Below are 24,911 nucleotides of genomic sequence, written 5' to 3' on the forward strand. Positions count from 1 at the left end.
ACTGTTACTGCTCTCTGGCAGAAATCAATTCTTGAGAGTCAAGTACGGCTTGGTTGTCTTTACCTGTAAGGTAGGTAGACAGCGAAGTTTCGATGCCAATCGTGCAAGGTACTTCCGGGTCCCCGCTACATTCGAACGCAGCAGGGCTTCCTGCAGGTTCCCATGAACTGGTCTGGTCAACAGGGCCGTTGGTGGTTTTGTAGTGGTAGTAAGTAGTTTTTTTGTTGGTGAATGCACTTTGTGAGGCGATAAGACCGAACCCCAATACGAGGGCTACAAGGCCAAGGTTTAATTTTTTTAACATGGTATTAGTTTTAAATGATCTCCGTTGGGGGAGGATAAATGAAGTCGATCTGGTTCGGTGGTCTCACGATCGGTTGATTTTTTCTGTATTGGATAGGACCAGTATCCGGTTGTGCTTTTTTACTCTTTGTCACGGACCTCCTGCTTTAGGTGAATAGTTAAGCTAGTTATCGTTAATGCGGTGAATACGAGGTTAAAAATGAGGTGCGATTTCCAGCCGAGCCATTTTAATACACCGCCGCAGCTACAAGGTGCCTTGCTGAAATAGTCCGCCAGCACCATTGCGATGTAGGCGGTGAAGGCGAGCAGAAGTACAGATGAAAACAGCAGGCCAACTATTACGGTCTTTTTGAAACACAACAGGAGTGCAGTAATAATTTCTGCAGGGATCAAAAAATACAGTAGAAAATCTGCGAGCCAGCTGGGAAAAGACTGGTTGTGGAGCTGCTGGTCAAAGTCTGAAAAAGTGAAGAGTTTACTGAAGGCGGCATAAGCAAATAGCAGTACAAGCAGCGGTGGAACGGTTGATTTAAAAATTGCTTTCATGGTAAAAGAATTATAGAAACAAATTAAGGGCAAATAGAAAAGCCAAAACAGTATGAGATGGGTATTATACCCTTTAAAGTGAAGAAGAGATGAAAGAAAGTAAGTCAGTGATGTACCGGTTTTTACCGCAGTTATTTTTACGAGCACCGTACTATAGCTTTACCGGCTATGATCTCTCACGGTTGCCGGAAGTGTTGCAGGAACAGGCTTTTCGCAATGCAGTTTTTTTGGCGAGCGCAGCGTTTTATGCCTTACTTGAAAAAAAGGAATTTGATTTCGATAAATTAGCAGATAAGGAAAAACATACCCTTTATAAATATTATAACCGGATGTGCTTCAGACCAACCCCTTTTGGAAGCTTCTCCTCCTTCACTTTACTCCACTGGGGAAGCGGTGGGCAGATCAGGCTTGCGGGAAGCGATGAGTCGATCCTTCATTTATTGCCTGATCAGAAATTTTTGAGAAAATTGCATAACAAGGCGGAGGCTGATCTGTCAGAAGGATTAATGGTCAACCCTGCGCTGTACCGGTTTAATGACGTTTTCCGGTACACCAAATCATCTTTAGATGATAATGGCCGGTTTAGCTTTTCTCTGGAAGGGATTGCAGCCGTAAAATTTAATGTACAGCTGTTTTCATTTTTATCTTCAAAGAAGACTTCAAAAAATAGCCTCTTGAGGTGGATTATGGAGCACGGTGACTGCTCGGATGCAGAAGCGGAAGAATACATCCGGTTTCTGCTTGACGCCGGTGCGGTTTTTAATGGCACTCAGGGCAAAGTGATCGGTAATGAGGTGATTGAGAACTTCCTTAGCTTACCTGGCTGGAACGGTTTCTGGAAAAATTACACGATGAATCCTTTATCGGATGAAGCATCCCTGTCGGCTTTGGCCGGGGAGATCTGGAAAATTGTAAAGGAAACCAAGCCTGTTGGACAGCCATTGTATGCGGCTCTGGAAAGGCCAAACAAAAGTGGGGGGCCAGATAGCGCTGAACAGGAAGAACTCTCCAAAGAGGTCCATGTACTGCAGTTATTGGCAAATGCTGAGCAGCCTGCTGACCTGTCGCGTTTTATCCGTGATTTCCGTGCCCGCTTTGATCAAGAAAGGGTGCCTTTGCTGCTGGCCTTAGATCCCGACGGGGGACTCCATTATGGCGAGATGGAGCCATCCATGCCTGATCAGGATATCCTGGAGAATATTCCTTTCCCCGTGTCAGAAGAAGAAAATAGAACACTTGGATGGCATGCCTCCCAGCAGTTTATATTCAAACTCTGGATTGGGGACACCCTTCGCGATCCTTGGTCGCCCCTTCAGATCAGCGAAGATGATGTGATTAAACTCGAAAATCATAAAAAGGCAGTATTGCCTTTGCCCCAGACGCAGGCGCTCATGTACCGCTCGACTGGCGAGCACCTGATCATCGAAAGTTCGGGCGGGGTAACTGCCGCTTCGCTGATTGGAAGGTTTTCATGCTTTAGTGATCCGGTACACCAGTTTTGCCGCGAGCTTGCCGCAAAGGAAACTACCGCAAACCCGGAAGTTGTTTTTGCCGACATTGCCCAACAGTCTGATAGCCACGTTGACAATATCAATCGTCGCAAACCCATTTATTCACACGAGATACCCCTGAATGTATTTCCTTCGCAGCCGGCTGAAAAACTGGTATTGCCAGGCGAACTCATGCTTTCTCTTAAAGGAGGTGAATTGATATTAGAGTCTTCTAAGCTAAACAAAAGAGTAATTCCCCGTCTGGCAACCGCCTATAACTTTCGAAATAACCATTCGCCGGTTTTCCGGCTGTTGTGTGATCTGCAATTTCAGGGGGTACAGGCAGGACTTTCATTTAGCCTGGAAAATTTTTTTCCGGGCCTGACTTTTTATCCACGGGTCTGTTACGGTAGGGTGATCCTCTGTCTGGCGAAATGGAATTTTAAGGAATCAGACATAAAATCTTTAACTTCAGGAGATAATGTTGATCCATTTAAAACCCTGGATGGTTTTCGCAGAAAGCACCACCTGCCCCGGCACATCACCATAGGGGCAACAGACCAGCAGTTGGTTTTTGATCTGGCCAATTCCACCGAAGCTAGGTTTTTTCTGCAGTGCATTGCTGGTTTAAAGCGGATAACCATTCAGGAATATTTATTGCCAGACCGTTCCATCCTGTCCGGTAAAAAGCCACTTGCGGGGCAAATGATCGCTTTTCTTGCCCATGAAAATACTATTTATAAACCTTCAAAAAAGGAAAGTGCCACTGTTAACGGCGAAAAACAACGCGACTTTTTAATGGGGAGTAACTGGCTTTACCTTAAAATTTTCTGCATTCCACGCGCTTCGGATGAAATCCTTAGTAAAGTGATTTTACCGTTCATTAGAGGTCAAAAAAAGCGGATAAAAAAGTGGTTTTTTATCCGCTACAGCGATAAAGGTTATCACCTGCGCCTGCGCATACAGGCGGAGGAAGATGATCTTGGCGTGATACTCGTGGCCTTGCGTAAAAAAATTGAATCATCCGGACATGATAAACTCATCCGGGATTTCCAGGGAGATACCTACCGGAGGGAAATCGAACGCTATGGGGCCGATCTCATTTCAGCTATTGAGGAACTTTTTTGCGCGGGAAGCCATCTTACTGTCCTTGCGTTAACTTTAAAGGGGAACAATCCCTTTCAGCTTAGCGAGTTTGAACTGGCCTTGCTGACTGCCTGTCACATGGTCAGCTGCTTTTTTCCATCTCTGGTTGCTTCCATGGATTACCTTGGTAAGGTCACGGATCAGTTTATGGCGGAGTTCAGGGCAGATAAAACGCTGAAGGTCGCAATGGATGAGAAGTACCGGGAGAAGAAATTAATGATAGCGGACTTGCTGGAAGGTAAAGCATTATCGAAGCATCTTTCACCGCTATTAAAGCAGATGTCTGTTTTAGACGGGCTTACAAGCAGCTATACAAATGATAAAAGAATGGAGCTTTTGGCAGACCTGGTGCATATGCAACTGAACCGGACGTTTTCCGTTAGACAAAGGCAACAGGAGTTGCTCGTTTACTATTGCCTGCAAAAATATACCGCCTCCCGTTTGGCCCGCGAAAGGACTTCGGTCTAACGATCACTTTTGTCCCTTTTACTGATAAGTAAAGCAGGCTGGATTTTTTCCCGGAAGGCGGTGCGGAAAGTCGCTCCAATCGGAATACTCAGCTCACCGCTCAGTCTTACCTGGGCGTATTCCAACGAATGGATAGCTGCATGGTTGACGATATAAGACTGATGGATCCTTGAAAAACCTTCAAGAGGCAGCTTGGAAAGAACCTCCGCTAAAGTGAGGTAAGTGGTTACTTTTTCGTCATTCATATGGATGATGATGTAGTTGCCTATGTTTTCAATATAAAGGATATCCGCGATGGTGATCCGGTTAAATTTTCCTTTAATGTTGCTTTTGACGAAAAAGAAGGGGGTAGCAGCGGTTTGATTTGTCTGACTGCTGAGATTTGAGCGTACTCTGGTAACTGCCTTTAAAAACCTGGCGTAATTGATGGGCTTTAGCAGGTAATCTATTGCATCTTTTTCAAATGCTTCCGGTGCGTACTCTCGGTAGGAGGTTGTGAAAATAATATTGCTCGCTGAACCTATAAGGTCTGCCACATCAAGGCCATTGAGTTGTGGCATATCGACATCTAAAAGAACAATATCGGGTGTTAGGATATTGCATAATTCTTCCAGCGCTAAAAGCGGGTTGGTGGAGCTGCCAACCAGTTCGAGGCCTGGAGTTTGACTGACGTACTTAGCGAGTACCTCAATAGAATGATATTCATCATCAATGATATAGCAAGTTAAGCTCATAATTTAAGGGTTAAAGTGAGTTCGTAAAATTCGCCAGGTTCGTTGATTTCCAGTTTATAGTTGTCTTTATAAAATGAATCCATGCGGAGCCGGATGTTTTGTAGACCCAGTGCCTTTCGCTGACGGAGATGTCCGTTCTTTGATTTTTTTAGGTTCCTGCTGTAGAAAGTTAATTGTCCGGTCTCGTTTGTTGTTAACTTCAGTACAGCCGGAGCGGTGACTTCGGTCAAATTTCCATGTTTGAACAGATTTTCTGTCAGCGTAAGCAAAATAAGCGGGATTATCTTATAGCGACCGAAATCGCCATGCATTTCCAGCTTAAGATATAGAGGCTCTTTAAACCGGTAACGATTGATCGCGATGAGGTTTTCAATCTGCTCAACTTCTCGATCAAGTTTGATTTTTCCGTCTGGACCTGCCTCTTCGAGGCTGAAACGCATAATCTCCGAGAGCAACCAGATACACTGAGCGGCATCATCAGAATATTTTTGTGTGCTGTTGTAAACAAAATTAAGTGCATTGAAGAGCATGTGTGGATTGATTTGTTGTTGCAGGTAGGCATTTCGGGACTTGGTAAGCTGGGCTTCTAACTCTGCGTTATCCTTTGCAATAACTAATTGCCGCTTTTCAGCTTCGATAGCTTGACTTCTATAATTAGCGATATGTTTTGCGGACCAGTAAAATGTAGCAAGTAAAGTAAAATACAATGCCCGTCCAATATTTCTAGGAAAAAAATTCTGAATAAATACAAACGGATTGTATTGGGAGGGTTGCGGGTTGCTTAGCCAATAGTCGGCAAGGGCTTTCACTGAAACATAACATGCGAGTAATACTAAGTACCCAGAGAAACCCTTGAGGTATTTAAATTTAGTGTCACTGAAGGTAAAGTCTAAAAGGCTAAGGTAGATGTAAAACAAACTTATATTTATAGTATAAAATACAATATAAATGTATGGCCTCTCTAAAGATCCAATCTGATAATACACTAATGCTAACTCATAACTAATAAAGAGTATCCAGCAAACAGCGTGAATTATAACTGATTTTCGAGTTAGGGGAGATAGTATCGATTTTATCAAATTTATCATCGGGTCCAGCATTTTAACTCCCAACTCGTTTGAATTTGTAATAAACTATGCAATTATTGTACACATCCTTAAATTAACATAAAAAAATAAAAATATGATTAAATCAAACAAACTTCCGCAAAAAAAAACGCAGATCATTAATCGTTACAAAACCTTTAATGACCAAATTAAAAGTCTTGACACTGATACAACAACGGTAACAACGACGATCCTAACAAGTACTCATATTTTCAACCAATAAATGAAAATATGAAAATGCACCAGGAAAATCTTTAGGGTATGCTTAAGAATGAACTGAAGGATATAGAAGAAATATTAATTGAGCAAGAATGCTGCGACAGCAATAATTCAGCCTTACTTAATCTTGAAACTCACTTTGGTCAAATCTATATAGCATGGGAAGAAGCAATATTTTCTAATACGCCAGAGGATAGCCTGGTGCGTTATTTTTATTATCATCTTGATATTATATCAACCATCTCCAATACTTTATCTAATTCCCACGATTCAGAAACAAATGTACTTCTCCAAAATGAACTTTTAGCACTTATAGACCACCTACAGAAATACTATTGCAGTTATTTCAATGAAGATGCGATTGCACCTATAACCTATCATAAACGATTAATTTCTAAACTTACCAGAGATATTTGTGCTATCCAGAAAACGCTGCAGTCAAGCGACCTAAATGCTTCTCTGGTAGCCTGCCTATTAAAAGGGTTCAATGTAATATCCGGAGATATTGGAAAAGTAAAATTTACCTTTCGTTCATTACATTATTTCGGATATATTATTCGTCAATTAGGTTCACTTGATTATGATTCGGATGACGCGGAAAAATTACTGGTTTCTCTACTTATTCGTTCAAATTTCAATAGCCTTTCTTTTTTTGTTTACTACCAGAATATAATTAGGAATGCTTTTAGTGATTTTAGAGGTATGCAGGAAAGACTTAATTATTTGGTTGAGCAGAAAGCAGAAGTTATGTCGTCTCCCGAAGTGAAAAACATAGCTTTTGACCCCTCATGGCCTTCCATAAAAAACATGATAGGAAATTGGTTAACGGAAGAAATCGCATTGACAGAGAAATCCTTGTGCAAAGGGAGTGAAGTCGCTGTTCCAAAAATACCACTGGAAATGTCAGTTGCGCACATGTCCTGCCTGATTCGTTTACTGTACGAAGAAAGTGTTTTCGCCACTCAAAACCTTCAGTTCATTTTTAAATTTTTTGCGAGTCACTATCAAAGTAAAAGACAAGCTGTTATTTCCCCAGGAAGCCTCAGTAAAGAATTTTATAGTATTGACCAGCATACTGCCGCACGCGTGAGGGATCTGTTACAGCGTATGGTCCTGCGGATCAACCGTAATTTTTTTCCTATGGCCGTTGCAATAAATGCAACAGTCCTCTGTTATCTAAGTATGCGCTGAGCTCCCCCAGCCAGTTATAGCTAAACCCTTTTTTATTGATTAGTCGTTCAGGCAAAAGGGATGTGATGTCGTTCAATGTGCTGAAATGCATTGAAGTACAAGCTTCACAGAATTCAGTACTAAAACCAAGTCTGTCAATAGGGGTCTGTAATAATTCCTCCTTTTTCATATATTTTTTAATATCTGCAGCTTTATAAAGATAATAAATATGTTTCTAATAAGATGTATCTATTGTGCTGTTTCTTTTTAAGAGTACCTCTCGCGCATCATTTTGGTTTACTTTACGTTATGAGTAGAGCCAAAAACGAAGAGGAGAGCGAGAATATAAAGGAAGTTTTGAAATTGCTTGGTGCACGGATTCGTTACCTTAGGGAAGCGAAAGGGGAACGGAACTATGAAAAATTTGCCTTTAAACATGACCTTAACCGTACGCAGCTCTGGCGCTATGAAAATGGGGAAGATTTGTATTTCTCATCTTTGCTGAAAGTGCTTTCAGCATTGGATATTACCCTTGCTGAGTTCTTTAGCGACGGGTTTGATGAATCCGCTAAGTGAAAACATTTGGTAAAAATGAGCAGGGAGCAATAAAAAACCTCAGGGCATTTGTCTTGCTGATCCTATTCGTTTAGATTTCACTTATTCAATAGGCAACCCATTAAGGTACTGGAAGAAACGCCTTTATTCAGATGGATTCTAATTAGCCTCAAGAGAACTAATATGTTGATCCTGACGCAACGGATAGATAATTATAAATTATCTCCCGGGACTTATCTGTTGGTCGGACAGTATAAATAATATCGAACGCTGATCGGTTACCCTTCGAAATTTCGTAGAGCAAGTACTTGTCATTTGCGTTACTTGAAGTTTTCATGTTTTAGTTCGGTAGGATTTGGCAAATGTAAAAACATTTAATCAGGTAACTTCATAGGATTTTATCATTTGATTAATCGCAGGATCGTTTTTTGAGGAATAAAAAGTTAAGAAAGTAAAACAGTTGACGGATGAATTATTGTTTAGCAAAACATTAATGCCTTTCACATGGACGAGTACATCAATCTCGGCGAAAATGCGCCCCAACGTTTCGGGAACTTCTTAAAAGAAAGGATCTTTGATAAATTTAACTTTAAATCCGTTCATTACCTTAATGGAAATGTTGCCAATATTGAAGAAGAATGCCATCGCTACTCACAGCTTTTGGTAGACTATCCGATTGATATCGTTTGCATGGGAATAGGAGAGAATGGACACCTGGCCTTTAATGATCCGCCTGTGGCTGATTTTGACGATAGCAAAAAAGTTAAAGTTGTTGAACTGGATCTCGCCTGTAGACAACAGCAGGTAAATGATGGATGTTTTGCAACACTGGGCGAGGTACCCCTAAGGGCCCTTACGCTAACAATTCCCGTCCTGATGGGCGCCGAAGTGATTAACTGTGTAGTTCCCGGAGAGACAAAAGCGCAGGCCGTACTCAATACACTTACTCGGCCAATCGATACTGCGTTCCCATCAACTGTGTTGAGAACACACCGCGGAACAGTTGTCTTTCTGGACACAAATAGCGCGAAACATATTCTTTAAATACACAGGCTTTTTAAAATGGCTGGACTAAACCTAATAGAGGAGTCATGTTTTGAAAACGCTCCGTCAACGTGGTCGAAAATCGGGAAAAACTTATCTGTTACAGTTTGGTATCATTAAATCTCAGCTTTAAGGCTGGATATCTCGTTCTCCCAATAGGTAATTCTATCCCATTCGTTAACTCAGCAGCAACACTTCCACCTTCTTTGTAAATCATGCCTTTTATAAATCCAGTATCTACCAGATACGATTTATGGATACGCTCAAAAGAAGAGGAAAGTAGTTGGTTGAGTTTTTCAAGTGATTTGTCATGAAGAAATATATCGCCGTTTATCGTATGGATTTCTGAATAGATGCCAGAGCCCTTGAAGTAAATCACATCGCTAACCCTAATCATCAGCACCTTTCCTTTTTGTTTGACCTGCAGATATTTCGGGGAATGTGCAGTTGCTGATTCTCCCAGTGACCTTGACAATGCCAGTGCCAGCCTGTTCTGTTCAAAGGGTTTAGGTATAAAGTCAAGTACACCGAATTCAAAAGCCTCTATTGCACGGTCTTTGTAGGCTGAGATGATAATTGTGTGAAAAGCACCTGAGGTGATTTCCGCCAGGATATCGAAGCCGTTTTCTCCATTTAGGTTAAGGTCTAGAAGCAATAGATCAATAGGGTTCGACGCAAGAAAAACCTTTGCTTCGTTCAGTTCTTCAATTTTTATATAAGAGGTCAGTTTTTTTCCAAGGATTTCTCTTACCATGCGTTCGATCCGCATGGCTATTATTGCCTCATCTTCTATTGCCAATATTCTCATTTATGTAACTTGATTGTTGTAGTCCAGCCGTTTTCCCCGGGGCCATAATTTAACTCCCACTTTTCGGCATAAGCCTCACGTAACCTCGCTTCGATATAGTAAAACCCCATGCCGTTATAGCTTAGTTTTCTTTTTGTCCGATTGACGGCCTGAGTTTGGAAACGATAGATTTTTTCTTTCGGTGTCTGTTCATATTCCAGACGAAATCTCACTGTTCCATCCTCTAAAGGCTTACTGTGGGTAATGCCATTCTCCAGTAGTGTATGGATAATAGCAGGCGGAAGATATTCACCATTATCTATTCCGATGCTTTCCCATCGGTAGTCGATTCCTTTTCTCATCTGCATAATTTCCATATGGTGCTTGCACAGGGAGATTTCGGTTGCCAATGGTATTAAAGATTTTTCGGCTATTGAGCATAGAATTTCGAATTCGGAGGAAAGATCCAATATCATTTTTTTTCCCAGATCAGGAGAACTTTCGATAAGTTCGAGAAGAGCTGTTAAGGTATTCATGATAAAATGAGGCTGTATGCTTTTTTTTAGAAGGTCGGTTTTTAAACGTTCGGAAATTACCAGGCTTCTGCGGTAAGCTGTTTCCATCGCCTTCGAGCGTTCGCTTAATAGGTAAAGCATTGCCAATAACAACAGCCCGAAGGCTATATAAAGACTGTAGTCATAATAAAGAAACCACGAAACTGCCAACCCCAAAATAATTGCAATCAATATCAGCCAGGCTCCTTTTTTCTTTTTTTTGATTGCAAATGATGATACAGCTAAACTGCCCGTGGCCATAACCAATCCCATTAACTGCGCACTTAGGTCATAATGTCCGTGATTGAGGATGAAAACACTGATAAGTGTTATGGACAAAACAAGGTCGAATGGCCAGTTACTAAAGGTCGCAAACATCCTATTGAGAAAAGAGGGGATCAGAAAGGCAATAACTGTTGCCAGCATACCGATAATTTCTAATCTTGTCAGCTGGAAAGTATAAGGGTAAGCCCATAAAATAGGCAAGTATTCACATACTAATAAGGAAAGGAAAAGTAGGCAGATGAACGCAAAAAATAGGTAGGGTTTTTCGTTTTTGTGCTGCACAAAGAGGAACAAATAATATATCGATCCTGTAAGGAAACAACCTGCGAGGACAGCCATTAAAAGGGCCATTAACATTGGGAACCTCATGAGCTGGCGGTAACTTTCAATCCTGGCATTGAAGAAGGAATACTTCCGCTGATAATGAAAATTGGATATCCGCAGGGCTAGCACATGATTTCCAGCTTTGGCTAGCGAGTCAGGGATAGGAAGGACCATGCTATGGTAGCCTGGGATTTCTTCTTTAATATTATTTCCGATCTTTCCACTGCTGCCGATTTTATTATTGTCCCAAAAGGCATCATATGATCCTAATGCCACAATGTTCACCGCAAGCGGGAATGATTTCCGAAGGTCATTCGACAGTTTAAAATGGAAACGTACTATAAAGTTTCCCTTCGCATCTGTACCGTTTGCCATTTCCCAGGCACTGTCATCGGTTTTCGGTCCCAACCATTCACTTTTATTTCCGGTTTTCAGTCTGATCTCTTTAGGCCGGATGGAATCCTGCCTACAGGCTGGTGTTAGCAGGATGACAAAAATAGAAATGATACCAATGAGATATTTAAACGGATGCATATCCAAAGATAATTCTTTGTCCTGTTTTTTTTCTGTCGTTCGAATGGCGGAAATGACGTTCACAAGTTATCTGTTGACCGCCGGCAGAAGGACAGGTATAATTGTCTAAAAAATAATCCCATGAACAAAGCTATAACCTTGGCAGCTATCGGCTTGCTGATACTAGTCACCTTTAATAATGTCCTAGCCCAGGAAAATATAACTAAACGTATAGATTCTGTAATGAACCTCGCAGCCAATAGGGGGGTATTCAACGGAAACATTATCGTAACTAAAAACGGTAAGACCATCTATTCTTCTAGTATTGGATATGCTGACCCCTTATTGAAGACTAAGCTCAATGCTGCGATGTTATTTGATATCGGTTCGGTAAGCAAAGAATTTAATGGTGTTGCTATCATGATGTGCAAGGAGCATAACCAGCTTGACTTGGATGATCCGCTGTCTAAATTTATCGATAGCCTTCCAGATTGGTCAAAAAAAGTGAAGGTCAGAAATCTAATCAATTATACTTCAGGTATCCCGCTTTTCGATCCTTTGGCCTTGGAAACCGAGCAGGCTATATGGAAAAACCTGAAAGGACTTCAGCATTTGAGTTTTGAACCGGGGACAGGTTATATCTATAACCACTATAATGTTTTTCTTCAGATGAGGGTTATTGAAAAGGCCAGTGGAATGCGGTATGCAGATTTTATACATAAATATATTTTCAGACCGCTCGGAATGAATAGCGCGATAGTGGACTATCCATCCAATGGCAAAAAAATGGCTAAGGCTTTTGATGTTATGGGACATCCTACACCTTATCTGCAGGGCATGACCGGGTGGGTGCGTCTTACTACAGCTGATCTTTGTAAATGGGTAGCAGCTGTGGATGGATTTAAACTGATTAATGAAGAATCATACCGTTCCCTTGCCATAAATTTCCCAGGAGGAGAAAGCAGTTTGGGCGCTGTAGGGTTTGAGGGCAATAAACTTTCCTGGCACCAGCATCAGGGATCAAATAGTAATTTCGAAGCACTGATATACCATTCGCTCAAAGACCAGCTAATTATTGTAATGATGACCAATCAACAGCAAATGAAGGTGCATGGTTTGAAATCCGCAATTATTTCATCATTTGATCACTGGCCCGTAGTTGTTCCAAAACGGTCTGTTTATCTGGCCGTGAGGGAGAAGGTACTGTCGGATTTCGGTTTAGGAATGAGCTATTACGAAAAACTTAAAACAGAACAGCAGGAAAACTTTGATTTTTCATTTGAAACTGGGGACTTGATCAGCTTAGGTAAGTACCTCCAGCGCCGTGGGCGCCATAAGGATGCGGTGAGCATTTTTGAAATGGCTGTTTTAGTACCTGCTCCTGCAAAAGATCTTTCATATGGGTATGAGCTTATGGCTGGGGCTCTGGTGAAACTGGGGGAACGATCGAAAGCGATAGAATTTTTTCAAAAGGCTGTGGCACTGGATAACGGAAATAAAAATGCTGCAAACGAATTGGCTTCGCTTCAAAAAATGGAATAAAAAATGGCCTTCCTTCACTGTCTTAATAACTTATTGAAATAAACCTTTTATTCAGGTTAATCCCCTTATTGAGGCATTGAGAATTCAGAAAAAGGTTTTGACTAACAGAATTAATTTTGTGGCAGGAATATATGAGAGACTGCAGCCTCTATGTCGTGTTGAATGATTTGTACGGTGTTGACTTTAATTGTTTGGCATAAATATATGGGGTAGAACATTCCTCATTTCAAATTCCTGCCGCCATGAAAAGCTCCACCAGCTTCCTTATTAGATTCTTCCCGAACCTGCGAGCGTAAACATAGCCATTATTATCTATGGCAGATCTTTCTAATTAAAAAAGTGCTGGTAATCAAAAAAATTGAGCGTTTACTTAAATAAATTATTTAATTATTTATAAATGATCTTAGCTTTTGCAGCAAATGCGTCTCGATTAAATGATTATGATTTTTTGTCCAATCCACCAATCTAAGATGCTTCAATTCATTATTTTTGGGAATGAGTACTTCTAAATTAGCTTATTACAGGCGTAAGGGCGGCCTTAGTCAGGAACAGCTCTCATCAGTTTCAGGGGTAAGCACCAGGACTATCCAGCGTATCGAAAGTGGTAAGGTTGAAGCGCATCTGGCTACAATAAAAATGCTCGCTGATGCGCTGGGTATCGAAGCGCAGCACTTGGTTGAAGATCAAGCGCTGTTACCCATTCAGCAGAAAGTTAGAGGAGATAAAATGATTGTATTATTTCACCTTTTGGCGCTGTTAGGACTTTGCTTTCCTATTCTTAATATCATTCTCCCTGGTCTTCTTTGGTTTTTTAAAAAAGATGAGCAGTTAATTTATGACATTGAAGGAAGGTTGGTTGTAAACTTTCAGCTTACCATGTCGATTGCTTTTGTTCCAGCGATTTTCTTAATGATCTTTTTGTTTCCTGTCGGTTTCCCCCTGGTATTATTAATCTATTTTTATACGCTAGTGATGAGCCTTGTTAATATTTTCAGGACAATTAACAAGCAAAAGGCGCTCTATCCTTTAACCTTTAAATTTCTGAGGTGAGGCATCAAAATATGCCTTCCAGATCAAAATGACGTGAACCTGTCGTGAAAGTGTCTTAGGTAATCATCGCTATTTACGGTTAAATTTGCATTGCTTAAATACTTTCAAGATGAAAAAACTATTAACGCTGGCATGCTGGATTTACATGCTACCACTATTTGCACAAAACAATATTCAGGTTAAACAACTGAACGGAAAAAAGATAACAGCCCAAGTTTTAGAAGAGCAGTTATCACGTCTGGTTGACAGTGTTAAGATTGCGGGGCTTCAGGTAGCGATCGTTAACGATAACAATATCGTCTATTCTTCCAGTTTTGGTTTTAAGGATCTTGAAAATAAAAGGAAGCTGGATGACAGTACCGTCATGTACGCCGCTTCACTAACTAAACCGGTAAGTGCATATATTTTTATGCGTTTGGTGGAAAAGGGAATATTCAGTCTTGACAGGCCAGTTCACCTGTATCTTAAAAAACCGATAGCTGAGTATCCAAAATGGAAAGATCTTGGAGATGACACCGCATCATTTAATCTGATCACGCCCAGGATGCTGTTAAGTCATAGTTCTGGTTTACCCGTTTTACGCCAGCTGTATGGCAACAAAGTTAATCTTATTGCCAAACCTGGTGAAAAGTTCTATTATTCCAATGAGGGCATTAATCTGTTGGGATTTATGATTGAAGAGTTAACGGGAAAGAAACTCGAAATTATCGCACGTGAAGAAGTTTTTATTCCACTAAAGATGGAATACACCAGTATGATCTGGGAAAAATCCTTTGAAAACAATTTTTCTTATGCTTACTTCAAAGACGGAAAGAAATATGGCTCTGAAAGACGGGAGAGTAGCCGTGCTGCAGGTTCGATGTCAACAACAGCCGAAGATTATGCTCGGTTTATGATCAACCTAATGAAAGAAAACGGTTTATCCAGATCAGGTTATCATGAGATGCTTCGTGCACAGGTCCCGGTGAAAAGTAAACGTGGGTTTGGTCCTTTGAAAGACAGCATTACAAATGAAAATAATGCTATCGGGTTATCATGGGGGCTGGGCATTGGTACATTCAAGTCGGCTTTTGGACGGGCCTTTTTCCATACCGGGCATGGTGATGCTAACCAGAATTATGCTGTAGCTTTTCCTAAAGCTGGAATCGCTGTAATTTTACTGAGCAACAGTGAAAATTTTGAAAAAGCCAACGCCCAAATTTTAAAAATTTGCATCGGTGATACCTATTCGCCGCTGAGATGGCTTGGTCATTTGGGCGAGCCTGCCAAGGAGGAAGTTGTGAAATAACCTGATAATTAAAAAGAAGAGTTGCAATCCTTACAATGAAACTGTTAAAATTATCCTATCTAAAACATCCGTTTTTTCAATTTAGATTCAGCGACATTTTGAAATGGAAATTTAATATATCTACGAATCCCTATGATAGGGGACACTTTTTATTTAAACTAGCCTACTCAGGATTGAATGGCTTTTTTTATTTTTTAGCCAACAATACATTTAATTATTTTTAAGGTATATCTCCTTTGCAAATTTGAACCCCGCCTGACTAAGTCTTTTACAGCGGATATTTGCATGATTTTGCTGGTGTGTACGTCCGTTCTGCATTTAAACTGTCGCGCCATTTCGCTTTAAAGTGACCACCTGTTCAGAGGGAAAGGAACTTAGATGTGCATGGTCCGGTAATCAAATTGGTGGCCAGTTTGGCCCGAAACAGAGGAGTCAACTTTCACCGAAATACACACGTTGGCCAAAAAACCTGCTAAAATGCCCTGGTATATTTTTTTTCACAAACATGCTATCGAAATAAATAATACAAATCCTATAGGAATACTAGATTATTATTTCTAGTTTTGCATCATTATATAATACTTATCCAGAAAGACTGAGGGAAGGGCCCTAAGACGTCTGAGCAACCTATACACTTGTAAAAGGTGCTAATTCCTTTCTGCCCAAGGGTGGAGAAGATAAGTTGGTTATGCATCCGCATGCTAATTATTTTGAGGTCGCTCAAAGTTTTTCTGGTAAAGAACTCCTAAAAAATCAGAAAATGAAGAAAACTTTTACCTTTTTCACGGCTATTCAATTGCTCTGGCTTCCTTTATTGGCGCAGGAAAAACTGAGTGGATTTAAAATTCAAAACATTCCGCTACAGCGAGATATTGAGCAGAAATTTGATGCTGGGCTTAATAAAGAAAATATAGGGGCGACCATAAAAGAGCTTTCTGCCAACCCCCATCACTTGGGCGCTAAGGGCAGTAAAACGGTAGCAGAATCTGTACTGAAAAAGTTTAAAAGCTATGGCTGGGATGCAAAAATAGAGACTTATTATGTTTTATTTCCAACACCTAAAACCCGATCGGTAGAACTTTTAGGAAGCAACAAATACAGCGCCTCGCTTGAAGAAAAGGCTGTTAAGGAAGATTTAGCAACCGCACAGCAAGGGCAGTTGCCTCCTTACAATGCCTGGAGTGCCGATGGCGATGTAAGTGCAGGCCTTGTTTTTGTAAATTATGGTCTGCCAGCTGATTATGAAAAGTTGGAGCGTTTAGGCATCAGCGTAAAAGGCAAGATTGTTATTGCAAAATATGGCAGGTCGTGGCGGGGCACTAAACCTAAAATAGCTTACGAACATGGTGCGGTGGGCTGTATCATTTATTCGGATCCAAAAGATGATGGCTTTGTGAAAGGCGATGTATATCCACAGGGTGCTTACAAGCCAGAATTTGCTGTTCAACGGGGATCGGTAATGGATATGGTAATTTATCCCGGTGATCCATTGACCCCTGGAATCGGTTCTACAAAGGATGCCAAAAGGTTGGAGCGGGGCGATGCCAAAACGATTCTTAAAATTCCGGTTCAGCCCATCAGTTATCATGATGCTTTGCCATTGCTTGCTGCACTTAAAGGTCAGGTAGTACCTACCGATTGGAGCGGCGGCTTGCCCGTTACCTACCACATTGGCGATGGAAGTACCGTGGTTCGTTTAAACCTGGCTTTTAACTGGGATATTGTGCCAGCATACAATGTTGTAGCAAAACTTGAGGGAAGTAAATTTAAAAATCAGTGGATCATCCGCGGTAATCACCACGATGCCTGGGTAAATGGCGCTGCAGATCCGGTAAGTGGATTGGCCTCCCTTTTGGAAGAAGCAAAATCTATCGGAAAATTGGCAAAGGCAGGTATAAAACCTAAACGAACACTTGTTTATATTGCCTGGGATGGAGAAGAACAATCGCTTTTAGGTTCTACAGAATGGGTAGAAGACCATGCAGACGAGTTAAACAGTAAAGCGGTTGCCTACATCAATTCGGATGGCAATGGCCGTGGCTTTTTAGAAGCAGGCGGCTCGCATGCTTTAGAAAATTTTGTTTCTGAAATTTCAAAAGATGTAAAAGATCCTCAGGTGGGTTCTAATATTTTTGAACGCTGGAAAGCCAATAAAGCCATTTCTACAGCCTCGCTTACCGAACGTAAGAAAATACAGGACAGCCAAACGCTTGATCTGGGTGCGCTAGGTACAGGATCTGATTATTCTGCATTTTTACAGCACCTTGGTATCCCTACTTTAAGCCTTGGTTTCGGTGGTGAGGATGAAGGAGGGGAGTACCATACCAATTTCGATACTTACGACAACTTTGTGAAGTTTAAAGATCCGGGTTTTGAATACGGATTGGCCCTATCGCAAACAGCTGGCAGGGCGGTATTGCGTTTGGCCAATGCAGATGTACTTCCGTTCAACTTTTCTAATCTTCAGGCTAAAATAGCGACTTACGTTACTGAAGTAAGTACATTGGCAAAGCAGCTCCGGGAAGGTGCGCAAAGCCAGAATAAGCTCATTTCAAACGGTGCTTATCAGCTTGCCAACGATCCTAAAGAAAACTTGAAAAATCCTCCTGTACAGGTCGAATTATCTGAATTTGATTTTAAAGCACTGAACTTAGCAGTAGATAGTTTAAAAGCAGTCTCATCAAAACTTAGTCAGACCGTAACCGCTGCACTTGCTTCGGATACTAAAACTGACCAACTGAATACCTTACTTTTTCAGGCTGAAAAACAATTGCTTCTACAAGCAGGTTTACCAGGGCGACCGTGGTATAGACATAGCATTTATGCCCCTGGTTTATATACCGGTTATGGCGTTAAAACCCTCCCAGGTGTGAGAGAAGCCATTGAGCAGTATCATGCAAAAGAAGTACAGGAACAAATTCTCGTGTTAACAGCCTCCATCTTAAAACTCACTCAATTTCTCAACCAAACCAATCATCCTTAATTATAATCCCTAAACATGAAACTATTTTTTACCCAGTTGATAGTCTGCTTTGTTTTGCTTAGCAGTATGCAGGCTTTTGCTCAAAATACCATTCGCGGTAAGATTACCGACAGTAAAGATAAGCAGCCGCTTATTGGTGCCACCATAAAGTTAAAAGGCACGAAAATCGGCACCAGTACCAATGGTAAAGGAGAATTTAATTTAAACATATCTCAAAAAGCTGATAGTATCATTATTCATTTTCAGGGCTATCTAGAGCAGGTTGTAGCCATCAATAACCGATCGGAAATTAATGTGGAATTGAAAGAAGATGTCCATCTTTTATCTGATGTGGTGGTTACTGGCGTTGCCGAAGGTACCAGTCGTAAAAAGCTGACCTTTGCGCTAACAAAAGTGAATAACGATCAGATTAATACCGTTCCGGCAACAGATGCCTCTCAAACTTTAAGAGGAAAAGTTGCAGGGATCCAGATCAGCCAATCTTCTGGTAATTCGGGGGCAACAGTTTATCTGCGTGGCGCTAAATCGGTATCGGGCAATATTGCGCCGCTTTTGGTGGTGGATGGCTTTGTAACAGCATTAAACCTGTCTGACTTAAATCCACAGGATATAGAGTCGATTGAAGTGGTTAAAGGTGCAGCGGCTTCGGCCCTTTATGGTACCAGGGGTGAAGGTGGAATTATCCAGGTGCTCACCAAAAAAGGAAAAGGTACTGGAAAGGTAAATATTATTGTCGACAATGAATTTGGCTTAAGCAATGTGCAAAATACGCCGCCAACCGCTCAGTTCCACCATTTTAAGGTTAATGCCGATGGCTCGTTTGTGCTTAATGGCAACGCCAGGACAATCGATGTACAAGCTAACGGTTATTCCCTTAACCTTCACCCATATCCAAATGTATACGATAATGTGGCGAATATGTTAAACAACAATCCGTATTTTACAAATTTTGTTTCTGCATCAACTGCAGGCGATAAATATACGTTGTATGCCTCTTTTCAAAACCAATATAAAGGTGGGGTTGCCGAACCTGTAGGAGCCGATAAAAGACAGACTGCCTTATTTAATTTTGGCTATAAACCGGATAAAAACTTAGAAATTAGCCTAAGCCTGCAATACTTTAACAACAAAACGCCTTCTTCATCTATCTCATCAAGTGGTAGCGGTTCATTGTTGTATGCTACTTCACTTTACGAACCTTTCATCAATCTGCAGGAGCGCGATGCTTCCGGGAAATATGCTTTTAAACCCTATGGTTTTGATATCCAGAACTTCAATGTGAACAACCCTTTTTACCAACTGAGTTACCGTGAATATGAAAACAACAGTGATAATTTGCTTGCCGGAATAAAAGTGAAATACCAGTTTACCGATAAGTTGAATGCGGAGGTATACACTTCTATACAGAATGAAAACTACAATGAAACAGATTATTATCCGATTGGCTTTCAGACAATCTCTGCCGACATTACCCGCAACAATGGTTATTATGGCGAACAGACATCAAAAACCACTTCCAAAAACGGTCAGGCCCAGCTAAACTATAACAATAAATTCAACGATTTCGATTTCGGAGCAACGCTAAAGGCGGTATACGAAGAAAACAGGTTTACTTCATTATCTGGCTCTGGCTATAATCTAAGCGCACCGGTTAAAAGTTTAGGAGCTGCATCTGCCGATAGTAGAAGCATTGGCTCTACCTGGGAACAAACAGTTAACTACGGTTACTTTTTAAACTTAAAAGCCGCTTGGAAAGAAAAGATTTTTGTCGATGTACTGGGCCGCTTGGATAACAGTTCCAGATTTGGTGCTGACGTTGGAACAGCGTTTTTTCCAAGGGTATCTACCGCATACCGTTTAACAGAAGATGTGAAATTGGGTATCATCAACGAATTAAAACTGAGGGTAGCCTACGGTAAGGCCGGAAGTTTGCCTCCCTTTGGTGCTAAGGATAGTCAGGTTTCCTTATCCAGTTCTGGTGGCGTAAGCTATAATCAACGTGAAAATACAGATCTTAAAAGGGCCATCACCTCCGAACTCGAATTTGGTATTGATGCGCAGTTGTTTAAACGGATTAATGTTCAGGCCAATTATGCTTTTTCTAAAAGTATAAATGATTTTATCCTGGTGCCAGCTTTTCCACCAACCACGGGGTCGGCAAGGATTTATGGGAATTTGGGCGCTGTAAAATCGAACTCGCTCGAACTCGAAATTAATGGCAATGTGATTACCAAAAATGCCTTTACCTGGAACACCGGAATTACCTTTAGCAGAATTAGAAGTAAAATTACCTCGTTGGGTGATGTACCAGAATTTACCGATGGCGATTTTAGAAAAGCACCTGGAGTAAGCCCTTTTGCTTTTTATGGTTATAGTGTGCTCACTGGTCTCGATCAATTGGAAACCAATGCACAGGGGTTGGTTACCAATGCAGCAGGTGGAATTTACAGGCTGAGCGATTTTGCTGTTAACCAATTGGGTTTTGTGGTTCTGAAAAGCCAGCAGGGTACTGCAGCTGAAACACCTTTGTTGTACCAAAATGCAGCTACTGGTAATTCGAAAATTATCGGAGATGCACAGCCCGATTTTATTGTCGGTTTTTCAAACACCTTCAATATCGGTCCTTTATCGCTTTATGCCGTTCTGGATTGGAAGCAAGGTGGCCAGAAATATAATGAAACCCAGCAATACCTTACCTATCAATACCGTTCCCCATTTTCTGATCAGGCAGCACAGGCAGGTTTGCCACTTGCCTTTACTACAGCGGTTTTTAATGCCCAGCAAACCACTGATTACTGGTTGCAGAACAGCAGCTACGTGTCGTTAAGAGAAGTTTCGTTAAGCTACAAGCTGCCGCTAAAAGCTATTGGGATAAACCGGGTATTAAGTAATGCCAGACTTGCATTAGTTGGCCGTAACCTATATACCTGGACATCCTTTACCGGAGTAACGCCAGAGGGCAATCAGGATTTTTACGATTATCCAACTTACCGCATTTACAGCGCAAAACTTACGCTAAACTTTTAACGAACAGAAAATGAAAAATATATTCTACATATCGCTTATTGCTTTAAGCCTTAGCGCCTGCAAAAAAACAGATTTCGATAACCCAACAACGCTAACCAATCAGGAAGCCATCGATCAGATTAAAGATCTCGGGCTTAAGCTCACAACAAGTAGTGTTCAAACTGTGTTTAGTACTTCTACAAGTGCATCGGGTACACATTTCAGCCTTTTGGCCGATCAGACCACTAATACCAACGGAAATTCTTCCTGGTGGGATTTTGCAAACGAACCGCGCCTGAGACTCAATAACAATACTTCTTACCGTGGTGCAGTTACCTGGAATACTTTTTACAATAACTTTTATCAGGCCAATTTAGATGCTACGCTGGCATTGGATATTATTGAAAAGCAGGGTAAAAAGATTTACGATACACAGGGGGCAGATAGAACGCAGGATTGCCTTATAGCCGCCTATTATGCCAAAGGCATAGCCCAGGGCTATCTCGGTGTTATTTTCGATCGTGGCATTATCGTGGATGACGTAAACTTAAGCACAAAAGATTTTCCGGATTCTTACAAGGCCTTAATTGCCAATGGAATTAAGCTGATTGATAAATCTATAACGCTCGCTGAAGCGAATACACAGTTTAAATTCGATTTCCTCAGTGGAAAAACATTCAGCAAAGCCGATTTTATTAAACTGGCCAATTCGATGGCTGCCAGGATTTTATCTTCTGAGGCCCGAGATAAAACCGAAGCAGAAAAAATTGGCGATGCACAATGGAGCAAAGTTTTGGCTTATGCCGAAAAAGGATTTACCACCGATTTTGTAATCACTACAGTAACAGGAGGTTATTACAATCAGTTATTGACTAATTTATTACAGCGTAACTCAGATGGTTCCGGTTGGTTGCCGCCAGATCTTAAAATCGCCCATTTGGCCGACAAAACCGGAAATACCCCTAAATTTTACCCTTTAACCGGAATATTGCCCAACATTAGCAGCAATGATAAACGTTTTGATGGTTATTTTGGATACACCACGAGTTTTGGAATATTTATCGAATCGCGCGGACGTGGGCTTTTTACCAATTGGTACCGAAAAAGATGGTATAATACAGCCAACACACTAAACTCCCCAGGTGCAGTTAATCCTTATTTCCTGGCGGAAGAGATCAGGTTACTAAAGGCTGAATCCAAATTTTGGCTGAAGGATTACGCTGGCGCAGCTGCCATACTAAATGATCCGGCAGCTGCAAGAAAAGCCGCGGGAACGCTTCCTGATGTTGCTGCAAACCAAGCTGATTTGAGGAAGCAATTACATTATGAATATGCAATTGAAATAGATGGCGCCGGTGGTGCATTTCTGCCATTTACGTTTATGCGCAGGAACAATTTACTCGTAGGCGGTACGCCAACCGAATATCCTTTGCCGCAACTCCAGCTCGATCTGGTAAAACAGCCCGTTTATACTTTCGGAGGAAATGCCTACTTCGGTGAAAAAGGAAAATATGGCGAAGTCGCCACCGCACCTGATGAAGGCTGGAAAGCCGCTGAAAAATAACCAAACAATATTATCACCCTTTAGAAACTAAATATTATGAAAATTAAACTATTAACCTTAGCCGCAGTTTTGCTTACACTTAGTGGATTTGCGCAACAACCAAAATTCGAAAACCCAAATGCCGATAGCAGAGGCTATCTGGTAAAAGTAGGGGATAAGGCCCCTGATGATTTTGAACTTGTTCTCCATGACGGAAAGAAAACCACATTAAAAGAATTAAAAGGAAAAATCGTCATCCTACAGTTCACCGCTGCATGGTGCAAGGTATGCAGAGAAGAAATGCCCTATTTAGAAAAGGACATCTGGCAGGCCTATAAAGATAAAGATGTGGTATTGATCGGTGTTGATCGGGATGAACCGTTAGATGTGGTACAGAAATTTCACAAAGACATGAATATCACTTATCCATTGGCCTTAGATCCCGGCGCTAAAATCTTCCAGAAATTTGCCGATAAAAAAGCGGGCGTGACACGTAATGTAGTAATCGACAGGGATGGTTATATCAGGTTTTTGACCAGATTGTATGATAAGGAAGAATTTAGTCTTCTGGTTAAAAACATTAAAGGATTAACTGAAAAGACAAGTAAGTAAGAATTTTGTTTAATTTGGAGAGGCTGTTTCTTCAAAAGAAAACAGCCTCTTCTCTTTCTATCCCCAGATTTAAGTGAAGCGGAAGCTTTATGGCTTGAAGAAAAATGCAAAGCCATCTAAAGTGGTTGTTTGCAGTATAAAATAAAAAGCAGGGAATGAAAAATCCCTGCTTAATTAACTAAATCAATTAATAATTATTTTGCAACAGTAGTATAAGATAGTTTAATTTTATAGGGCCATTGTTCATCGTTCTCATCTTTTCCATCTGTAATGTGTTCCCAATGTGTTGTTGGCGCACCACTTACAATAAGCCATAAATATTCGGTTTCTTTAGGTACAATGAATTTCGCAAATCCTTTCGGATTAGATTCTATTTTTCCATAAACTCGTTCTCCGCCTTTTTTAACTGCAAGAAAACTATACCTCCAGCCTGCATACTGAAGATTTATTTTTCTGAAACCATCGGCGCCAGCTAGACCATTAAAAGCAAGTGTAATTACCGTTCCGGCTTTAGGTGTAATTAATTTAATGCCGTTATAACCATAATTTTGTGGGCAATTAATTGGCGATACCCGAAGCCATCCATCCGCCAGCGAATCCAAAACGGTTACATGCTGGTTTGAATAAGATTTGGATGCTTTTTTAGCCTGATCTAAATCCCAGGTAATGAATTTAGTTGCTGCCCGATGCATTTCATCGTTAAATTTTTGCTGGCTCGTACCCGTAATCCTTTTATAAGTCATAACCGGATCATCGCCCTTTAAAGCTTGTTGCCACAATTTTCCTATAAATTTAATGCCGTGTTTATTTGCCCAATACTCAAGCACATACGGCGAGTGATATTGATTTGTTTCATGCAAAAAAGCATAATGTGTTTTTTTGTAATAGGCCTGTAGATGGTAGTTTTCAAAAGTCATCCATTCGGGATATACATGCCAGAGCATAAATTGCGAAGTCATTTCGAAAATGGCTTGACCATGGCTACCTTCTGCAGCATCAGTAAATGCCCATGCGCCATCTGCATGAACCAGATACTGAAAGGAATGACCGATTTCGTGCGCCAATGCGCCAAATGGAGTTTTGCTAATGCGGGACAGAGGAGTCCATGCGATACCAATCTTGTTTTCTTCACCACCTCCAAAAGCAGTTCCTTCTTTACCTTTGAATATAAAAATTAGAAGTTTGTATTTATCGGTTACTGATTGTCCTTTATTTACAAAACCTAAACTGTCTACATAAAAGTTATAAAAGCGATCACACTCTGTGATAACCTGTTTCATATTTAAACGCAGTGCCGGATCAGCATTTTTAGAAAGATCAGTGCCAAATTCCTTCGACCAAAAAATGGCGATATTGTTTGATTCAATCATTCTTTTATTACTAAATTCACTGTCATCTAGATTAAAATCATTCCCTTTTGGAACCATATATACTTCTCCAGGAATGTAGCGTTTCTTTTTAGGTACCGTACTTGTGTTTTCAACAGTTTGACAGCTGGCTACATTTGGGTAAATACACATCATTATAGCCGTTAATAATCCAAGGTTACACAAAGGTTTCGTGGTATTGGTAGCGTGTTTTTTATGTCCGAACATTTATATGGTTTATGTGAGTAAAAGTTTAACTGCCTGGATTTTATGGTT

The 24,911-nt window shown here is 40.9% G+C and carries 18 protein-coding genes and 1 riboswitch; of the genes, 11 read left to right on the forward strand and 7 right to left on the reverse strand.

The window, feature by feature from the left end:
• Window positions 1-4 precede the first annotated feature (4 nt).
• Both AC07VK_RS21845 and AC07VK_RS21850 read right to left on the reverse strand, forming a co-directional pair.
• Window positions 5-304 carry a hypothetical protein gene (locus tag AC07VK_RS21845; protein ID WP_492959814.1) on the reverse strand — a complete coding sequence of 100 codons (300 nt, stop codon included), beginning with the start codon at window positions 302-304 and terminating at the stop codon, window positions 5-7.
• 119 nt (window positions 305-423) lie between these two features.
• Window positions 424-849: a MauE/DoxX family redox-associated membrane protein gene (locus AC07VK_RS21850; protein WP_492959812.1), complete on the reverse strand. Its 426-nt coding sequence runs from the start codon at window positions 847-849 to the stop codon at window positions 424-426.
• An 89-nt stretch (window positions 850-938) separates the two neighbouring features.
• Here AC07VK_RS21850 and AC07VK_RS21855 point away from each other — a divergent pair, with 89 nt between their 5' ends.
• Window positions 939-3,953: a lantibiotic dehydratase gene (locus AC07VK_RS21855; RefSeq protein WP_492959810.1), complete on the forward strand. Its 3,015-nt coding sequence runs from the start codon at window positions 939-941 to the stop codon at window positions 3,951-3,953.
• Here the strand turns inward: AC07VK_RS21855 and AC07VK_RS21860 are convergent.
• On the reverse strand, window positions 3,950-4,687 hold the full coding sequence (locus tag AC07VK_RS21860; RefSeq protein ID WP_492959808.1) for a LytR/AlgR family response regulator transcription factor: 738 nt from the start codon (window positions 4,685-4,687) through the stop codon (window positions 3,950-3,952). The genes AC07VK_RS21855 and AC07VK_RS21860 overlap by 4 nt on opposite strands.
• On the reverse strand, window positions 4,684-5,496 hold the full coding sequence (locus AC07VK_RS21865) for a sensor histidine kinase (RefSeq protein WP_494939827.1): 813 nt from the start codon (window positions 5,494-5,496) through the stop codon (window positions 4,684-4,686). The genes AC07VK_RS21860 and AC07VK_RS21865 overlap by 4 nt, the downstream gene beginning before the upstream one ends.
• A gap of 558 nt (window positions 5,497-6,054) precedes the next feature.
• On the opposite strand from AC07VK_RS21865, the gene AC07VK_RS21870 reads away from it, so the two are divergent.
• The 3 genes from AC07VK_RS21870 (at window position 6,055) to AC07VK_RS21880 (ending at window position 8,781) form a co-directional block, all read left to right on the forward strand.
• Complete coding sequence (locus AC07VK_RS21870) at window positions 6,055-7,203, forward strand: hypothetical protein (RefSeq protein WP_492959804.1); 1,149 nt, start codon at window positions 6,055-6,057, stop codon at window positions 7,201-7,203.
• A gap of 288 nt (window positions 7,204-7,491) precedes the next feature.
• Window positions 7,492-7,758, forward strand: a complete 267-nt coding sequence (locus AC07VK_RS21875) for a helix-turn-helix domain-containing protein (RefSeq protein WP_492959802.1) — start codon at window positions 7,492-7,494, stop codon at window positions 7,756-7,758.
• Between the two features lie 483 nt (window positions 7,759-8,241).
• Entirely contained in the window at window positions 8,242-8,781 is a 540-nt protein-coding gene (locus AC07VK_RS21880) for a 6-phosphogluconolactonase (protein WP_492959800.1), read from the forward strand.
• A 100-nt stretch (window positions 8,782-8,881) separates the two neighbouring features.
• Here AC07VK_RS21880 and AC07VK_RS21885 read toward each other — a convergent pair whose 3' ends face one another.
• Both AC07VK_RS21885 and AC07VK_RS21890 read right to left on the reverse strand, forming a co-directional pair.
• Window positions 8,882-9,580 carry a LytR/AlgR family response regulator transcription factor gene (locus tag AC07VK_RS21885; protein ID WP_494939828.1) on the reverse strand — a complete coding sequence of 233 codons (699 nt, stop codon included), beginning with the start codon at window positions 9,578-9,580 and terminating at the stop codon, window positions 8,882-8,884.
• 5 nt (window positions 9,581-9,585) lie between these two features.
• Window positions 9,586-11,328 carry a histidine kinase gene (locus tag AC07VK_RS21890; protein WP_492959796.1) on the reverse strand — a complete coding sequence of 581 codons (1,743 nt, stop codon included), beginning with the start codon at window positions 11,326-11,328 and terminating at the stop codon, window positions 9,586-9,588.
• A gap of 57 nt (window positions 11,329-11,385) precedes the next feature.
• Here AC07VK_RS21890 and AC07VK_RS21895 point away from each other — a divergent pair, with 57 nt between their 5' ends.
• From AC07VK_RS21895 to AC07VK_RS21925, 7 genes are all read left to right on the forward strand, one after another.
• A complete protein-coding gene (locus tag AC07VK_RS21895) occupies window positions 11,386-12,786 on the forward strand; it encodes a serine hydrolase domain-containing protein (RefSeq protein ID WP_492959794.1) in 1,401 nt (466 codons plus the stop codon).
• A gap of 495 nt (window positions 12,787-13,281) precedes the next feature.
• Window positions 13,282-13,836, forward strand: coding sequence for a magnetosome magnetite crystal formation protein family (locus AC07VK_RS21900; RefSeq protein WP_492959792.1), 555 nt, complete (start codon window positions 13,282-13,284; stop codon window positions 13,834-13,836).
• A 109-nt stretch (window positions 13,837-13,945) separates the two neighbouring features.
• Window positions 13,946-15,124 (forward strand): serine hydrolase domain-containing protein, encoded by a 1,179-nt coding sequence (locus tag AC07VK_RS21905; RefSeq protein ID WP_492959790.1) that lies wholly within the window; start codon window positions 13,946-13,948, stop codon window positions 15,122-15,124.
• Window positions 15,125-15,703: 579 nt separating this feature from the next.
• A riboswitch (SAM riboswitch) is annotated at window positions 15,704-15,808 on the forward strand.
• A gap of 76 nt (window positions 15,809-15,884) precedes the next feature.
• Window positions 15,885-18,107, forward strand: a complete 2,223-nt coding sequence (locus AC07VK_RS21910; RefSeq protein WP_492959788.1) for a transferrin receptor-like dimerization domain-containing protein — start codon at window positions 15,885-15,887, stop codon at window positions 18,105-18,107.
• A gap of 15 nt (window positions 18,108-18,122) precedes the next feature.
• The gene (locus tag AC07VK_RS21915) at window positions 18,123-21,134 is read left to right on the forward strand and encodes a SusC/RagA family TonB-linked outer membrane protein (protein WP_492959786.1); all 3,012 of its coding nucleotides are present in this window, start codon (window positions 18,123-18,125) and stop codon (window positions 21,132-21,134) included.
• A gap of 10 nt (window positions 21,135-21,144) precedes the next feature.
• A complete protein-coding gene (locus tag AC07VK_RS21920; protein ID WP_492959784.1) occupies window positions 21,145-22,677 on the forward strand; it encodes a RagB/SusD family nutrient uptake outer membrane protein in 1,533 nt (510 codons plus the stop codon).
• 36 nt (window positions 22,678-22,713) lie between these two features.
• Window positions 22,714-23,268: a peroxiredoxin family protein gene (locus AC07VK_RS21925; RefSeq protein WP_492959782.1), complete on the forward strand. Its 555-nt coding sequence runs from the start codon at window positions 22,714-22,716 to the stop codon at window positions 23,266-23,268.
• 194 nt (window positions 23,269-23,462) lie between these two features.
• On the opposite strand, the gene AC07VK_RS21930 is transcribed toward AC07VK_RS21925, so the two are convergent.
• Complete coding sequence (locus tag AC07VK_RS21930; RefSeq protein WP_492959780.1) at window positions 23,463-24,863, reverse strand: DUF6055 domain-containing protein; 1,401 nt, start codon at window positions 24,861-24,863, stop codon at window positions 23,463-23,465.
• Window positions 24,864-24,911 lie beyond the last annotated feature (48 nt).

Source organism: Pedobacter sp. GW821-FHT01D05, assembly GCF_059422505.1.

What these genes read in the sequence shown, in the direction of transcription:
- AC07VK_RS21845 (WP_492959814.1), bottom strand. Translation starts at nt 304, where the DNA reads ATGTTAAAAAAATTAAACCTTGGCCTTGTAGCCCTCGTATTGGGGTTC.
- AC07VK_RS21910 (WP_492959788.1), top strand. Translation starts at nt 15,885, where the DNA reads ATGAAGAAAACTTTTACCTTTTTCACGGCTATTCAATTGCTCTGGCTT.
- AC07VK_RS21915 (WP_492959786.1), top strand. Translation starts at nt 18,123, where the DNA reads ATGAAACTATTTTTTACCCAGTTGATAGTCTGCTTTGTTTTGCTTAGC.
- AC07VK_RS21870 (WP_492959804.1), top strand. Translation starts at nt 6,055, where the DNA reads ATGCTTAAGAATGAACTGAAGGATATAGAAGAAATATTAATTGAGCAA.
- AC07VK_RS21905 (WP_492959790.1), top strand. Translation starts at nt 13,946, where the DNA reads ATGAAAAAACTATTAACGCTGGCATGCTGGATTTACATGCTACCACTA.
- AC07VK_RS21925 (WP_492959782.1), top strand. Translation starts at nt 22,714, where the DNA reads ATGAAAATTAAACTATTAACCTTAGCCGCAGTTTTGCTTACACTTAGT.
- AC07VK_RS21920 (WP_492959784.1), top strand. Translation starts at nt 21,145, where the DNA reads ATGAAAAATATATTCTACATATCGCTTATTGCTTTAAGCCTTAGCGCC.
- AC07VK_RS21855 (WP_492959810.1), top strand. Translation starts at nt 939, where the DNA reads ATGAAAGAAAGTAAGTCAGTGATGTACCGGTTTTTACCGCAGTTATTT.
- AC07VK_RS21860 (WP_492959808.1), bottom strand. Translation starts at nt 4,687, where the DNA reads ATGAGCTTAACTTGCTATATCATTGATGATGAATATCATTCTATTGAG.
- AC07VK_RS21900 (WP_492959792.1), top strand. Translation starts at nt 13,282, where the DNA reads ATGAGTACTTCTAAATTAGCTTATTACAGGCGTAAGGGCGGCCTTAGT.
- AC07VK_RS21895 (WP_492959794.1), top strand. Translation starts at nt 11,386, where the DNA reads ATGAACAAAGCTATAACCTTGGCAGCTATCGGCTTGCTGATACTAGTC.
- AC07VK_RS21930 (WP_492959780.1), bottom strand. Translation starts at nt 24,863, where the DNA reads ATGTTCGGACATAAAAAACACGCTACCAATACCACGAAACCTTTGTGT.
- AC07VK_RS21875 (WP_492959802.1), top strand. Translation starts at nt 7,492, where the DNA reads ATGAGTAGAGCCAAAAACGAAGAGGAGAGCGAGAATATAAAGGAAGTT.
- AC07VK_RS21850 (WP_492959812.1), bottom strand. Translation starts at nt 849, where the DNA reads ATGAAAGCAATTTTTAAATCAACCGTTCCACCGCTGCTTGTACTGCTA.
- AC07VK_RS21880 (WP_492959800.1), top strand. Translation starts at nt 8,242, where the DNA reads ATGGACGAGTACATCAATCTCGGCGAAAATGCGCCCCAACGTTTCGGG.